Raw genomic sequence first — 13,899 nt, 5'->3', positions numbered from 1 at the left:
GGCCAACTTACGTGAGGTCGCCCAGGGGGCCTAAGGCCACGATCCGCAGCTGCACCTCGCCGGTCTCGTCGGAGCCGGCCAGGTCGACCGCCGCGTCGATGCGCCAGTCGTGGTCGCCCTCGGGGTCGTCGAGCAGCTGCCGGACCTGCCAGGTCCCCCGGCCGGGCGTGACCTGGAACAGCGCCGGGCCGCGGGCGGGCGCGCCCGTGAGGATCTCGTCGTGGTCGTCGTAGAACGGGTCCAGCGCGGTCCGCCAGCGGTCGGCGTCCCAGGGCTCGCCGTCGGCGTCGAGGTCCCCCAGCTGCGCGAGCCCGCCGTAGAACTCGCGCGCGGCCAGCTCCACCCGGCGGAACAACGCACCGCGCACGAGGGCGCGGAACACCCGGGGGTTGGCCGTGATGGGCTCGGGGACGTCCTCGTCGATACCGCCGGGGGCGTCCGCGCCGTGCTCGTCGAGCGGGTTGCTGAGGCGCTCCCACTCGTCGAGGAGGCTGGAGTCCGTGCGGCGGACCAGGTCGCCCAGCCACTCGATGATCTCCCACAGCTCCTCGGTGCGCGCCTCCTCGGGGACCGTCTGGCGCAGGGCGCGGTAGGCGTCGGCGAGGTAGCGCAGCAGGACACCCTCGGTGCGGTCCAGCTGGTAGTAGGCGACGTACTCCGCGAAGCTCATCGCCCGCTCGTGCATGTCCCGGACCACCGACTTGGGGGACAGCGCCAGGTCGGCCACCCACGGGTTGGTCTGCCGGTAGGTGACGAACATGGCCTCGAGCAGCTCGGCGAGCGGCTTGGGGTAGCCGACGTCCTCGAGCAGGGCCATGCGCTGGTCGTACTCGAGCCCGTCGGACTTCATCTGGGCGACGGCCTCGCCCCGGGCCTTGTTCTCCTGCGCGGACAGCACCTGGCGCGGGTCGTCGAGGGTGGCCTCGATGACGGAGACGACGTCGTGCGCGTACGCCGGGTCGTCGCGGTCGAGCAGGTCGAGCGCCGCGTAGGCGAACGGCGACAGGGCCTGGTTGAGCGCGAAGTTCGGGGCGAGCTCCGCGGTCAGCTGCACGGCCCGTCGACGCCCGTGCGGTGCGGTCGGGTCCTCGACCCAGGGCCGCTCGATCACGCCGGCGGCGCGCAGCGACCGGTAGACCGCGATCGCGCGCCGGACGTGCCTGCCCTGGGCACCGGTGGGCTCGTGGTTGTCGGTGAGCAACTTCGTCATCGCGGCGACGGGATCGCCCTCGCGGGCCAGCACGTGCAGCACCATCGCGTGCGACACCGCGAAGCTGCTGGTCAGCGGCTCGGGCGGCGCGTCCCGCAGGCGCTCGAACGTGGAGTCCGTCCAGTTGACCTGCCCCTCGGGCGCCTTCTTGCGGATGATCTTCTTCAGCTTGCGGGGGTCGTCGCCGGCCTTCTCCAGCAGCTTGCGGTTCTCGATCACGTGCTCCGGCGCCAGGATGATGACCTCGCCCACGGTGTCGAACCCCGCCCGCCCGGCGCGCCCCGAGATCTGGTGGAACTCGCGCGCGGACAGGTGCCGCATGCGGACGCCGTCGTACTTGACCAGGCTGGTCAGCAGGACCGTGCGGATGGGGACGTTGATGCCGACGCCGAGCGTGTCCGTGCCGCAGACGACCGGCAGCAGGCCCCGCTGCGTGAGGCGCTCGACCACGCGGCGGTACTTGGGCAGCATCCCCGCGTGGTGCACACCGACGCCGTGCCGCAGCAGCCGGTTGAGGGTGCGACCGAAGCCCGGACCGAAGCGGAACCCCGCGATCTCGTCGGCGATCCGGTCCCGCTGCTCGCGGCTGGCCAGGGGCGTCGACATGAGCGACTGCGCCCGCTCGACGGCTTCCTTCTGGGTGAAGTGCACGACGTAGACGGGGGCCCGACGGGTCTTCACCAGCTCGTCGAGGAGCTCGTGCAGCGGCTCGATCGCGTAGGAGAACGTCAGCGGCACGGGCCGTTCGGCGTTCGCGATGACGGCGACGGGCTGGTGGGTCCGCCGCGTCAGGTCCTCCGCGAAGAAGCCGACGTCGCCGAGCGTGGCGGACATGAGCACGAACTGGACCTTCGTGAGCTCCAGCAGCGGCACCTGCCACGCCCAGCCGCGCTGCGGGTCGGCGTAGAAGTGGAACTCGTCCATGACGACCTGGCCGACGTCCGCGTCGTCACCGTCGCGCAGGGCCACGTTGGCCAGGATCTCCGCGGTGCAGCAGATGATCGGGGCGCCCGGGTTGACCGCGGAGTCGCCCGTCATCATCCCCACGTTGGCGGAGCCGAACGCCTCGACGAGCGCGAAGAACTTCTCGCTGACCAGCGCCTTCAGGGGGGCGGTGTAGTAGGTCCGTCGGCCCTGGGCCAGCGCGACGAAGTGCGCGGCGACCGCGACGAGCGACTTCCCCGAACCTGTCGGCGTCGACAGGATCACGTGGGCTCCTGTGACCAGCTCGAGCAGCGCCTCGTCCTGGTGGGGGTACAACGCCAGGCCCTGGTCGGTCGCCCAGTCGGTGAACGCCTCGTACAGGGCGTCGGGGTCCGTGGGATCTGCGGGGATGCGGTCGGCCAGTGTGCGGGTGCTCATCGTGCGTCGATGGTCCCACGGGCACCGACGTCTAGGGTGTGGGCCGTGAGCGAGCGGCCGACGGTGGAGATGTGGACCGACGGGGCCTGCAAGGGCAACCCGGGTGTCGGTGGCTGGGGTGCGTGGATGCGGTACGGCGCGCACGAGCGCGAGCTGTTCGGCGGCGAGATCCTCACGACGAACAACCGCATGGAGCTCACCGCCGTGATCGAGGGTCTGCGCGCCCTGACCAAGCCGTGCGACGTCACGCTGCACGTCGACTCGACCTACGTGATGAACGGCGTCACCAAGTGGGTCGCCGGCTGGAAGCGGAACGGCTGGCGCACGGGCGACAAGAAGCCCGTGAAGAACCAGGAGCTGTGGGAGGCCCTCGACGCGGAGGTCGCCCGGCACACCGTCCGGTGGGTGTGGGTCAAGGGTCACGCGGGGGACCCGGGCAACGAGCGCGCCGACCAGCTGGCCAACCGTGGTGTCGAGCAGGTGCGCTCCCGAGCCTGACGGCCGCAGGATGGGGACGTGAGCCCCCTCTCGTCCGTCCGTGACCGCGCCGGCACCTCCTTGTTCCTGCGCGTGGCCGGACCCGACGGGCTGGCCAGCCGCGAACGGATCCACGGCACGCCAGGACCGCGGTGGTACCCGCCGGGCTCGCCGATCCGGACCGTGCACGGCGACGCCTCGATGTTCGTCGGCGGCATGCGTGCCCTCCTCCTGCAGTCCCTGCACCCGGCGGCGATGGCGGCGGTCGCGGCGCACTCGGGCTACCGCGGCGACCCGTGGGGTCGGCTGGCCCGGACGAGCACGTTCCTCGCGACGACGACGTTCGCCACCATCGACGACGCGACCGCCATGATCGACCGCGTCCGCAGCGTGCACGAGCGGATCCGGGGCGTCACGCCGGACGGTGTCGAGTACTTCGCGGGCGACCCGACGCTGCTGCGCTGGGTGCACGTCGCCGAGGTGGACAGCTTTCTGCGGTCGCACCGGGTGTACGGGCAGCGACCGCTGGACCGGGCAGGTGCCGACGAGTACCTCGCGCAGGCGGCGCGGGTGGCGGTCGCGCTCGGCGCCGAGCGGGTTCCCGAGTCGGTGGCCGAGCTGGAGAAGGCCCTCGACGAGTTCCGGCCGGTCCTCGGCCCGTCCGCCGCCGCGCGCGACGCCGCCGACTTCCTCCTGCACGATCCGCCCGTGCCGCGCTCGCTGCGGCCCGGCTACACGCTGCTGGCCCGGGCGGCTGTCGCGTCGATGCCGGCGTGGTCGTTCGAGATGCTCGGCCTCGACCGGCCCGGCCCGGCCGGGCTGCGCGCGGCCCGTGCCGCGGGGGCCGTGGCCACCCGGTCGATCCGGTGGATGCTCGGACCCGACGACGCCAGCCGGGTGGCGGGCGTCGGATGACCCGCTTCCTGCTGCTCAGCTCCCGTGCGGAGGAGATCGCCGCCGACGGGGAGTACGCGTCGTTCCTGAGGTTCGGCGGCCTGCGCGCCGACGAGCTCGAGCGGGTCCGCATGGAGCAGGCGTCCATCCTTCCGCTGCCGCTCGACCGGTACGACGGGGTGATCGTCGGCGGCAGCCCGTTCGACGCGAGCACGCCCGAGGAGCGCAAGTCGCCGGCTCAGCGCCGGGTCGAGGCCGAGGTGTCGACGCTCCTCGACGAGATCGTCGCGCGCGACCTGCCGTTCCTCGGCGCCTGCTACGGCGTCGGCACGCTGGGCGTGCACCAGGGTGCGGTCATCGACCGCACGTATGCCGAGCCGATCAGCGCGGTCACCATCACCCTCACGGAAGCCGGGCGGCTGGACCCCCTGCTCGCGGACCTGCCCGAGTCGTTCGACGCGTTCGTCGGGCACAAGGAGGCGTGCAGCGTGCTCCCGCCGAACGCGATCCTGCTCGCGTCGTCCCCGACGTGCCCGGTGCAGATGTTCCGGGTGCGCGAGAACCTCTACGCGACGCAGTTCCACCCCGAGCTCGACCTCCCGGGCATCGTCACGCGCATCGGCGTGTACCGGGACTACGGCTACTTCCAGCCGAGGGAGCACGACGAGGTGGTCGCACGGGTGCGCAACGCGGACGTGTGGGCGCCGCCGCGCATCCTCAAGGCCTTCGTGCGCCGCTACCGCCGGGACTGGACGCCCGACTGAACACATGAGAAACGGCCCGATGAAACCATTCGGGAAACCGGTTCCCCCTGGTGCGTCGAAGCGCTTCTCCCTAGTTTGGCCGACGAGCGGAAAGCGCTTGTCCCATCGCGGCGGATCGGCCGGTCCGCCGCGGTCCTCGACGTCCTCCCGGACGCCCTCGGCTCAACTCCACTCGAACATCCCCAGGGGGATCGATGAGGATCCAGAAGAAGACCAGCGTCCGCAGGCGGCTCGCCGCGGCGCTGGCGACGGGCACGGCCCTCGTGCTCGCAGGCGTCGGGCTCACCGCCCTCCCTGCGGCAGCAGCGAGCGTCGACACCGGTGCCTACTACGTCCTGGTCAACCGCCAGAGCGCGAAGGCGCTCGAGGTGCGCGACTTCTCCACCGCCGACGGCGGCATCATGCAGCAGTGGACCCGCAACGACGGGAACTGGCAGCAGTTCAAGTTCATCGACTCGGGCTCCGGCTGGTACCGGCTGCAGAACCGGCACTCCGGCAAGGTGCTGGACGTGTGGGGCTGGAGCACCGCGGACGGCGGCGAGATCCGTCAGTACACCGACGCCAACGCCGCCAACCAGAAGTTCAAGCTGGTCGACTCCGAGGGCGGCCGCGTGCGGCTGGTGAACCAGAACAGCGGCAAGGCCGTGACGGTCACCGACCGGTCGACCGCCGACGGCGCCACGATCACGCAGCTCACGGAGAAGAACCAGTACAACCAGCAGTGGGAGCTGGTGAAGGTCGGGAGCGGCTCGGAGCCGACCTCGAACCCGACCACTCCGCCAGCGGGCGGGCTGGTGGGCTGGGCGTCGCAGAACGGTGGCACCAGTGGTGGTGGGTCGGCGGCGGCGACCACGGTGACCAGCTCGTCGGCGCTGGTCAGTGCCGCGTCGGGCGCGGGTGCGGCGGTGGTGCGGGTCTCGGGCACGATCTCGTGCTCGGGGATGCTGGCGATCGGGTCGAACAAGACGATCCTGGGGGCCAGTGGCGCCAAGATCGTGGGCTGTGGTCTGAACATCAAGAACGCGAAGAACGTGATCGTGCGCAACCTGACGTTCGACGACTGGGACGACGACGCGATCAACGTCGAGACGTCCACGAACGTGTGGATCGACCGGAACACGTTCTTCACCGGGTACGACGGGTCGGTGGACACCAAGCGGGCCTCGGACTACGTGACGATCTCCTGGAACCACTTCGACGGTCAGGACAAGAACTCCCTGGTCGGGCACTCGGATGACAACGGGTCCCAGGACCGCGGCAAGCTGCGGGTGACGTATCACCACAACTGGTTCGACGGCACCAACCAGCGCAACCCGCGGGTGCGGTTCGGTAACCCGGTGCACGTGTTCAACAACCTGTACAGCTCGGTCGGGTCGTATGGGGTGGCGTCCACGATGGAGGCCGGGGTGCTGGTCGAGGGGAACTACTTCGAGAACACCGACGACACGTTCCACCTCGGTGAGGGGTCCTCGCCGGCGGGTTCTTTGGTGGCGCGGAACAACCACTTCGTGGGCTCGTCGGCCGGGCAGACCGGCGGGTCGGTCAAGTCGATCCCGTACGCCTACTCGCTGGACACCGCGAGCTCGGTGAAGTCGATCGTGAGCTCGGGCGCCGGCGCACGCTGAGCGCCTGCACCACGCACGGCCCGCGACGGATCCACTCCGCCGCGGGCCGTCCGGCTGCCCGCAGCCTTCCGGGCCGAGGCCGGCGCCGATACTGTGAAGAACGGCTGGGGGGCTGAAGGGCCGCGGTGTCCCGGCGCCCGCCCGAGTCGGCTCCGACGCACGCGGGAGCCAACGATGTCTCACGACCCCACCACGCCCGAGGGTGATCAACCCGACCCGGTCCCGCCCGCAGCGCCGCCGACGGAGCCCGTCGCACCCGGCATGGTCCCGCCGCCACCGCCGTCACCGCCGGTCGCTCCGCCGCCCCCGCCTCCGGAGACCCAGGTCATCGGCCCGCCACCGCCGGCCCCGGCGCCGGACGGGAGCGCGCCGGCGGCGAGCTACGGAGCTCCGCCTCCGGCGGCGAGCTACGGAGCTCCGCCTCCGGCCGGCTACGGCGCTCCGCCTCCGGCCGCGTACGGATCGGCTGCTGCATACGGCCCACCCGGTGCGTACGGCCCGCCGCCCGTGGTGGGTGTCTCCGACAAGTCCTTCATCGCCACGTGGCTCTTCGCCGTGTTCCTGGGCTTCTTCGGCGTCGACCGCTTCTACCTCGGCAAGGTCGGCACCGGGGTGCTCAAGCTCGTCACGCTCGGCGGGTGCGGGATCTGGGTCCTCGTCGACATCATCCTGGTGCTCGCCGGTGCCCAGAAGGACAAGGTCGGCAGGCCGCTCGCGGGGTACGACGAGTACAAGAAGACCGCCTGGATCATCACGGGCGTGCTGTTCCTGCTCTCCGCGATCCTCGGGGCGATCAACGGCCCCAACGCTGCGAACAACCTCGTCGACGACGTCGCGGACGCCCCGACCGCGGAGGCACCGGAAGCCGTCGAGACCGAGGACGCGGCGGACGCTCCGGCTGCCGACGCCGACGAGCCGGCGGAACCGGAGGCGACGGTCCAGTCGTGGGCCGACGAGACCTTCGGCATCTTCACGCCCGCCACCCAGGCGGGGACCGGGGACAACCTGGTGGCTCTCCCCGCAGGCGCGACCGCGGGGATCGTCACGGCGACGCACGACGGCGCCGCGAACTTCGCGATCTCGGTGCTGGACGCGGAGAACGGGTCGACCGGCGAGCTGCTGGTGAACACGATCGGTCCCTACACCGGGACGACCCTGTTCGGTCGAGGGCTGAGCGAGCCCGTGACCCTGCAGATCACGGCCGACGGGAGCTGGACGCTGACCATCGCCCCGTTCTCGACCGCCCCTCTGCTGGCCCCCGCGGGCTCGGGCGACGCGGTGTTCCTCTACGACGGCGGGACGGGGGCCCTCACTGCGACCCACGACGGGGACGGCAACTTCGTGGTCAGCGAGGACACCGGCGAGCTGTTCGAGTTCGGCCTGCTCGTGAACGAGATCGGGCCGTACTCGGGGACCGTCCCGCTCAGTGCGGGACCGTCGGTCGTCGACGTCAAGGCGAACGGAGGGTGGACCCTGACGGTGGGGTGACGGGCCAGGTCGTCATCGCGTCGTGCTTCACGTCCCGATGCCGCGGGCGTCGCACAGTGAGCGGACAGGAAGCTCCGAGAATCCTCGGAGAATCCACGCCGAGACTCGTCACATGACAACGACGACCTGGGAGGCGCCACCGCTGGCGCCGCTCACCCGGCCGCGACGCACCCGGACGCGCAGCGGCGTCCTGCCGACGCTCTGGCTCGGCGTGCTCGCGGTGCTGGCGTTCTGGTGGACGGGCACGACCGCGTCGACCGGCGCCACGCCGGGCGGGGCGCTGATGTCGCTGGGCGAGCTGGCGGGGCTGCTCGCCTCGTACCTCGTCTGTGCGCAGCTGCTGCTCATCGGTCGCGTGCCGTGGTTCGAGCGAGGCATCGGCTTCGACCGCCTCGTCGCGTGGCACCGGTCGCTCGGCACCTCCGTCGTCCTGCTGGTCCTCACCCACGTGGTCCTGATGATCGTCGGCGGGTCGCTGCTGGACGGGCTCAGCGTGTGGTCCGAGGTGCCGGCGGTGCTGGCGACGCAGCCGTACCTGTGGCCCGCCGTCATCGGCACGATCCTGTTCCTGGCCGTCGGGATCTCGAGCGCCAGGCTGGCCCGGCGCCACCTCTCGTACGAGGTCTGGTTCGCCGTGCACCTGACCGTCTACGTCGGGATCTTCCTCGCGTTCGCCCACCAGGTGGCCGGCGGCACGCACTTCGTCGACTCGCTGGTCGCCCGCGGACTCTGGATCGTGCTGTACGCCGGCACGGCCGCAGCGCTGCTGACCTGGCGCGTCGCCCTGCCGTTGCTGGCGCACCGGCGGTTCGGCATGCGGGTCTCCGCCGTCGTGCCCGAGGCGAACGGGCTGGCGAGCGTCTGGGTGCACGGCCACGGGCTCTCGCGCCTGGGGGCCCGCGGCGGCCAGTTCTTCCTGGTCCGCTTCCTCACCCCCGGCCACCGCGCGACGGCCCACCCCTACTCGTTGTCGATGGCACCGACCGACGACCACCTGCGGTTCACCGTGGGCGCGCTCGGAGACCACTCGTCCGCCGTCGCGGACCTCCGACCCGGCACCCGGGTGCAGGTCGAGGGGCCCTTCGGGACGTTCACCGCGGACCGGGCGACGTCCGACCGGGCCTTGCTGGTGGCCGGGGGCGCCGGGGTCGGACCGGTGCGTGCGCTCGCGGAGGAGCTGCTCGCCCAAGGTCGTCACCTCGTGGTCCTGCATCGCGCGCACGATGCCGCGAGCCTGGCGCTGGCTGCTGAGTTCACCCCGTCGCCCGGCCTGACCTACGTGCCCGTACCCGGCCGGCGTGCCCAGCTGGGCTACGACCCCCTCGACGCGCAGCACCTGCTCCGGCTCGTCCCGGACATCGCGTCGCGCGACGTGTTCGTGTGCGGCCCGCCCGCGATGGCCGACGCCGTCGCGCGCTCCGCCCGCGCCGTCGGGGTGCCCAGGTCCGCCATCCACCGGGAGGAGATCGACTCATGACGACACCACGCTGGCGCGGCACCGTGATCTACCTGGGGTCGCTGGCCGCGATCGGGGCCGCAGGCTTCACCAAGTTCGCGGTCCTGGCTCCCACGGCAACGGTCGCGGAGTCGAGCACCGACAGCACGGCCGACGGGTCGTCCGGTACCGGCCAGGCCGCCCCGAGCACGGATCCGGCGACGAGCACCGGGGCAGGGTCCACGTCCGACGCCGGGACGACCACCAACGACACCGTCACCGTCGTCGGCTCCTCGGTGCAGACCCGCTACGGCCCCGTGCAGGTGTCGGTGACGTTCACGGCGGGGCAGATCACCGACGTGCAGACGCTGCAGGTCCCCGGTGGCCACCACGAGAGCGTGCAGATCAACGCGCGGGCGGCGCCGATCCTCGCGCAGGAGGTGGTCGACGCGCAGTCGGCGCAGATCGACACCGTCTCGGGCGCCACCTACACGTCGGAGGCGTACGCCCAGTCCGTGCAGTCCGCCATCGACCAGCAGGGCTGACGCGTGCGCCACCTGGAGCTCGTCATGGGCATCCCGATGTCCGTCGACGTCCGCGGCGCGCCGGACGAGCGGGCCGAGCGAGCTGCGGTCCAGGAGGCGTTCGAGCGCATGCATGCAGCCGACCGACGGTTCAGTCGCTTCCGTCCGGACAGCGAGGTGAGCCGCTACGACGACGACGGGGAGCCCAGCCCCGACCTCCGCGAGGTCCTGGGGATCGCGGCACGCTTCGGCGCCCTGTCCGGAGGCGCGTTCTCGGTCCGGCGGCCCGACGGCTCGCTCGACACGGACGGCGTGGTCAAGGGCTGGGCCGCGCAGCGGGCGGCCGACACCCTGCTGGCGGCCGGGCTGACCACCTTCTGCCTGAACGCCGGCGGTGACGTCGTCGTCCGCGGCGAGCCCGAGCCGGGCCGCGGCTGGCACGTCGGCGTGCGGGACCCGTCCGACCCGCAGTCGTTCCGCACCGTGCTCGAGGTCCGCGACGGGGCGGTGGCGACCTCCGGGACGTACGAGCGCGGTGAGCACGTCTGGGACGGCCGCAGCGGGCAGCCCGCGACCGGTCTGCGCGCGGCCACCGTCGTCGCCGCCGACCTCACCACCGCGGACGTGCTGGCCACCTGCGTCCTGGCCCTCGGCCGCGACGGGATCGCCTGGGCGGCGGAGCACGGCGCCGTGGCGGTGCTCGCCGTGGACGCCGACGGCGAGCTGCTCACCGCGCTGCAGGCAGCTCCAGCGTGACGGCGGCGCCGGGACGTCCGTCGGTGCGCGCCGACGCGCTGACCGAACCACCGTGCTGGGCGGCGACCTCCGCGACGAGCGCGAGCCCGATGCCGTAGTGCCGACGGTCGTCGCCCGACGTCCTGGCGTCCCGGTGGGAGGCGAACCGGCGGAACAGCTGGTCGGTCTCCGGCAGGCCGGGACCGTCGTCGCGCACCTCCACGAGCACCCGGTCGCCTCGGACGGACACACCGACGTCCACGGTTGCCGTGGCGTGGTCGATGGCGTTGTCGACGAGCGCGGTCACCGCCCGGCGCAGCGAGACCGGCGACGCGAGGACCGACGCCTGCGCGTCGCCGCCGCGTGTGAGCGCGATCTCCATCTCCATGGCCATGGCCTGGGCCGCGTCGACGACGTCCTGCACCAGCGCGGACGCATCGACCGGGACGGCATCGACCGACCGCGCGTCGGCGGCGAGGAGCATGTCGTCCAGCACGGACGTCAGTGCGGCCGCGTCGGCGAGCAGACCGTCGACGTCGTGCTGCACGCGGTCGGGCGGACCCGAGCCCCAGTCGGTGGTCATGTGCCGGTCCAGCAGCTGTGCCCGCGTCGAGAGCAGGGTGAGCGGGGTGCGCAGCTCGTGGCTCGCATCGGCGACGAATCGCCGCTGGAGGTTCAGTGCGGCGACCATCGGCTGCACCGCCCGACGGGTCAGCCACACGGCACCGAGTCCGGCGAGGACCATCCCGACGGCGCCCGCCGCCAGCAGCGCGACGACGAGTCGCGCCAGCTCCTCGCGGCTCTCCGTCGGGTCCTCCGCGGCCTGCACGACGGTCCCGTCGTGCCTGCCCGTGAGCACGCGGACCGTGCCCGCGTCGGTGGGTGCGGTCGTCCAGACGTCCTCGCCCGACCTGGCCACCTCCCGCATCACGTCCACGTCCGGCAGGCTCTCCGGCAGGCCCTCGGACGTGGACAGGCCCCGGGGTGACGCCACCGCGACCCACATCCCGGGAGGAGCGTCCTGAGCGTCGTCGATCGAGCTCACGGCCCCCTCGAGCCGCGACCGTGCCGCCTCGTCCTGCGCCCGGACGACCACCAGGAGCACGGCAGCGCCCACGACGACCAGGCAGCCCAGGACGAGCACCGCGGTCTGCAGGCCGAGCCGGCGCGCTGTCCGACGCAGCGCGTCGCGCTCGGCGCCCGTCGTGGACGGCGTGGTCATCCGGCGCCCAGCCGGTAGCCCGCGCCGCGCACGGTCGCGACCGTCGATCGGCTCAGCTTGCGGCGCAGGTAGTAGACGTACGTGTCGACCACGCCCTCGTCCTCGGCGTCCGTGAAGACCCGGTCGAGGATCTCGGGCCGGCTGAACACCTGGCGGGGATGCCGCGCGAGCAGCTCCAGGAGCGAGCACTCCCGCTCCGAGAGGTCCACCAGTGCCCCTGACGAGGTGGTGACCTGCCGGGTGCCCACGTCGAGCGTGCCGGCGGGGACGTGCAGCGTCCCGACGTGATCGCGCTGCCGACGACGCAGCGCTCGTAACCGCGCTGCGAGCTCGTCGACGTCGAACGGCTTGCTCATGTAGTCCTCGGCTCCCGCGTCGAGCCCGGCCACGCGGTCGGCCGGGTTGCCGAGGGCCGAGAGCACCAGCGCGGGCGTCACCACTCCTCGGGAGCGCAGCCGGCCCAGCAGGTCCAGGCCGTCGATGGCCGGGAGGCCGCGGTCGAGCACGATCACGTCGTAGGTCCGTGTCAGACCGAGGTGCAGGCCGCGCTGTCCGTCGCGCGCGACGTCGACGTCGTACCCCTCGCCGACGAGGATCTGCTCGAGCATCGTCGCGAGCTGCCGGTCGTCCTCGACGAGGAGCAGCCGCGCGGACTCCGGCATCGCGTCCTCCCTGCTCAGCACCTCGTCGCATCGTACGGTCGCACTCGTCGCTCCGAGCGCGAGGTGCACGTGCGGGGACCGCACGCGCGTATCGGCCCGGATCGTCGCGCTCGTCGCCTCCGGGACCGAGGGTGGCGTTCGGTCAGCCGGACAGCGCCTCGCACACCTCGACCAGCCGGGTGCGCAGCGCGTTCCCGCGCTCGGCGAAGCCGCGCTGCCGCGCGACGTACTCGGCCTTGCCCTCGGGCGTCTCGATGGTGACGGGGTCGAGCCCGTACGTCGTCACGTCGTACGGCGACGCCTGCATGTCCAGGGTCCGGATGTCGCGCGCGAGCTCGAAGCAGTCGAGGAGCAGGTCTCCGGGGACGGCTGGGCCCAGCTTGGTGGCCCACTTGTAGACGTCCATCCCGGCGTGCAGGCAACCGGGCTGCTCCATCGCGGCCATCGAGCCCCGCGTCGGTCGCAGCGTGTTGAGCTCGACCGCGTCGGGGGTGAAGAACCGGTACGCGTCGAAGTGCGTGCAGCGGATCTTGTGGGTCTCGACGACGGCGTCCGTGCCGGCTGCGCCGAGGCGCAGCGGGAGCGGGTGCCGGTGCTCGTCGGTCTCCCGGTAGACCATCGCCCACTCGTGCAGACCGAAGCAGCCGGTCAGCGCGGGACGGCCCAGGGTCGCGGTCAGGAGCCCGTGGATGAACCGGATGGCGTCGCCGCGATCCGCGAGGAACGCGTCGACGTCCAGGGTCACGGTGCTTCCGGTGGTCCGGTACCAGCGCCAGTCCGTGTGCGGGGCCGGGGCGTCGAGCGCGACCCCGACGCCCGGGTGCCAGCGCCGCAGCGCGGCGGGCGTCACCGGGTAGTACTCGAAGAGGAAGTCCTCGATCGCGTGCTTCTGCTGACGCGACCGGCGTTCGCGTCGGCCCGCGGTGAACGCGTCGGCCCGCTGAGCGTGCGCGTCCGCGAGCGACGCCCACGTCGTCGCGTCGAGCACAGGGGGAGCGGTCACAGGCATGCCACCAGGGTAGGCGAGGCTGACAGACTGCCCTCGTGGTCATCCTCGCGTCGGTGTTCGCCGTCCTCGCAGCCCTGCTGCACGTCCTCTTCTTCGCCTACGAGTCGCTGCTGTTCGAGCGCCCCGAGGTGCACGCGCGCTTCCGGACGCGCACCGAGGACGTGCCGGCGGTCAAGCCGTGGGCCTACAACCAGGGCTTCTACAACCTGTTCCTCGCGATCGGCGCCCTGGTCGGCGTCGTCCTCGCGCTCTCGGGACAGGAGACGGTCGGCCTGGCGCTGGTCCTGCTGGCGTGCGGGTCGATGCTCGCAGCCGCCCTCGTGCTCGTCGCGACGAACCGCGCCATGGCCCGTGCCGCGGTGACCCAGGGCGCCTTCCCGCTGCTCGCCGTGCTGTTCGCGGTGGTCGCTCTCCTGTCGTAGAAACCTCAACCCCAACGTCGGAGCAGTCGACAGGCGTTATGGGTGCAGGAGACGCGAACAGGGAGCGTGG

The 13,899-nt window shown here is 72.2% G+C and carries 13 protein-coding genes; 9 read left to right on the top strand and 4 right to left on the bottom strand.

All coding sequences use genetic code 11. From position 1 onward, the window contains the following. Positions 1-7: 7 nt before the first annotated feature. Complete coding sequence (locus J2X26_RS20820) at positions 8-2,572, bottom strand: DEAD/DEAH box helicase (RefSeq protein WP_307494628.1); 2,565 nt, start codon at positions 2,570-2,572, stop codon at positions 8-10. 9 nt (positions 2,573-2,581) lie between these two features. Here J2X26_RS20820 and rnhA point away from each other — a divergent pair, with 9 nt between their 5' ends. The 8 genes from rnhA to J2X26_RS20780 all read left to right on the top strand — a co-directional run bounded on the left by rnhA (position 2,582) and on the right by J2X26_RS20780 (position 10,535). After that, positions 2,582-3,070, top strand: a complete 489-nt coding sequence (gene rnhA, locus J2X26_RS20815) for a ribonuclease HI (RefSeq protein WP_439897884.1) — start codon at positions 2,582-2,584, stop codon at positions 3,068-3,070. Between the two features lie 18 nt (positions 3,071-3,088). After that, positions 3,089-3,964 carry an oxygenase MpaB family protein gene (locus J2X26_RS20810; protein WP_307494626.1) on the top strand — a complete coding sequence of 292 codons (876 nt, stop codon included), beginning with the start codon at positions 3,089-3,091 and terminating at the stop codon, positions 3,962-3,964. After that, entirely contained in the window at positions 3,961-4,707 is a 747-nt protein-coding gene (locus J2X26_RS20805) for a glutamine amidotransferase (protein WP_307494625.1), read from the top strand. The genes J2X26_RS20810 and J2X26_RS20805 overlap by 4 nt, the downstream gene beginning before the upstream one ends. A gap of 194 nt (positions 4,708-4,901) precedes the next feature. Beyond that, on the top strand, positions 4,902-6,332 hold the full coding sequence (locus J2X26_RS20800; RefSeq protein WP_307494624.1) for a pectate lyase family protein: 1,431 nt from the start codon (positions 4,902-4,904) through the stop codon (positions 6,330-6,332). Between the two features lie 174 nt (positions 6,333-6,506). Then, positions 6,507-7,820, top strand: a complete 1,314-nt coding sequence (locus J2X26_RS20795; RefSeq protein WP_307494623.1) for a TM2 domain-containing protein — start codon at positions 6,507-6,509, stop codon at positions 7,818-7,820. A gap of 112 nt (positions 7,821-7,932) precedes the next feature. Continuing rightward, on the top strand, positions 7,933-9,297 hold the full coding sequence (locus J2X26_RS20790) for a ferredoxin reductase family protein (RefSeq protein ID WP_307494622.1): 1,365 nt from the start codon (positions 7,933-7,935) through the stop codon (positions 9,295-9,297). After that, the gene (locus J2X26_RS20785) at positions 9,294-9,800 is read left to right on the top strand and encodes an FMN-binding protein (protein WP_307494621.1); all 507 of its coding nucleotides are present in this window, start codon (positions 9,294-9,296) and stop codon (positions 9,798-9,800) included. The genes J2X26_RS20790 and J2X26_RS20785 overlap by 4 nt, the downstream gene beginning before the upstream one ends. A gap of 3 nt (positions 9,801-9,803) precedes the next feature. Continuing rightward, on the top strand, positions 9,804-10,535 hold the full coding sequence (locus J2X26_RS20780) for an FAD:protein FMN transferase (protein ID WP_307494620.1): 732 nt from the start codon (positions 9,804-9,806) through the stop codon (positions 10,533-10,535). Here the strand turns inward: J2X26_RS20780 and J2X26_RS20775 are convergent. The 3 genes from J2X26_RS20775 to J2X26_RS20765 all read right to left on the bottom strand — a co-directional run bounded on the left by J2X26_RS20775 (position 10,507) and on the right by J2X26_RS20765 (position 13,407). Next, positions 10,507-11,736: a sensor histidine kinase gene (locus tag J2X26_RS20775; protein ID WP_307494619.1), complete on the bottom strand. Its 1,230-nt coding sequence runs from the start codon at positions 11,734-11,736 to the stop codon at positions 10,507-10,509. The two genes, J2X26_RS20780 and J2X26_RS20775, sit on opposite strands and share 29 nt — an antisense overlap. Beyond that, entirely contained in the window at positions 11,733-12,419 is a 687-nt protein-coding gene (locus J2X26_RS20770; RefSeq protein WP_307494618.1) for a response regulator transcription factor, read from the bottom strand. Before J2X26_RS20770 ends, J2X26_RS20775 begins: the two co-directional genes overlap by 4 nt. Before the next feature lie 121 nt (positions 12,420-12,540). Further along, on the bottom strand, positions 12,541-13,407 hold the full coding sequence (locus J2X26_RS20765; protein WP_307494617.1) for a 3-methyladenine DNA glycosylase: 867 nt from the start codon (positions 13,405-13,407) through the stop codon (positions 12,541-12,543). A 35-nt stretch (positions 13,408-13,442) separates the two neighbouring features. Between J2X26_RS20765 and J2X26_RS20760 the strand changes: the two genes are divergently transcribed. Next, on the top strand, positions 13,443-13,829 hold the full coding sequence (locus tag J2X26_RS20760; protein WP_307494616.1) for a DUF1304 domain-containing protein: 387 nt from the start codon (positions 13,443-13,445) through the stop codon (positions 13,827-13,829). The last annotated feature ends 70 nt before the right edge of the window (positions 13,830-13,899 follow it).

The sequence above is a fragment of the Cellulomonas humilata genome (assembly GCF_030814415.1).
GTDB classification, from domain to species: domain Bacteria; phylum Actinomycetota; class Actinomycetes; order Actinomycetales; family Cellulomonadaceae; genus Cellulomonas; species Cellulomonas humilata_A.
This window is presented reverse-complemented; position numbering and strand designations above follow the sequence as displayed.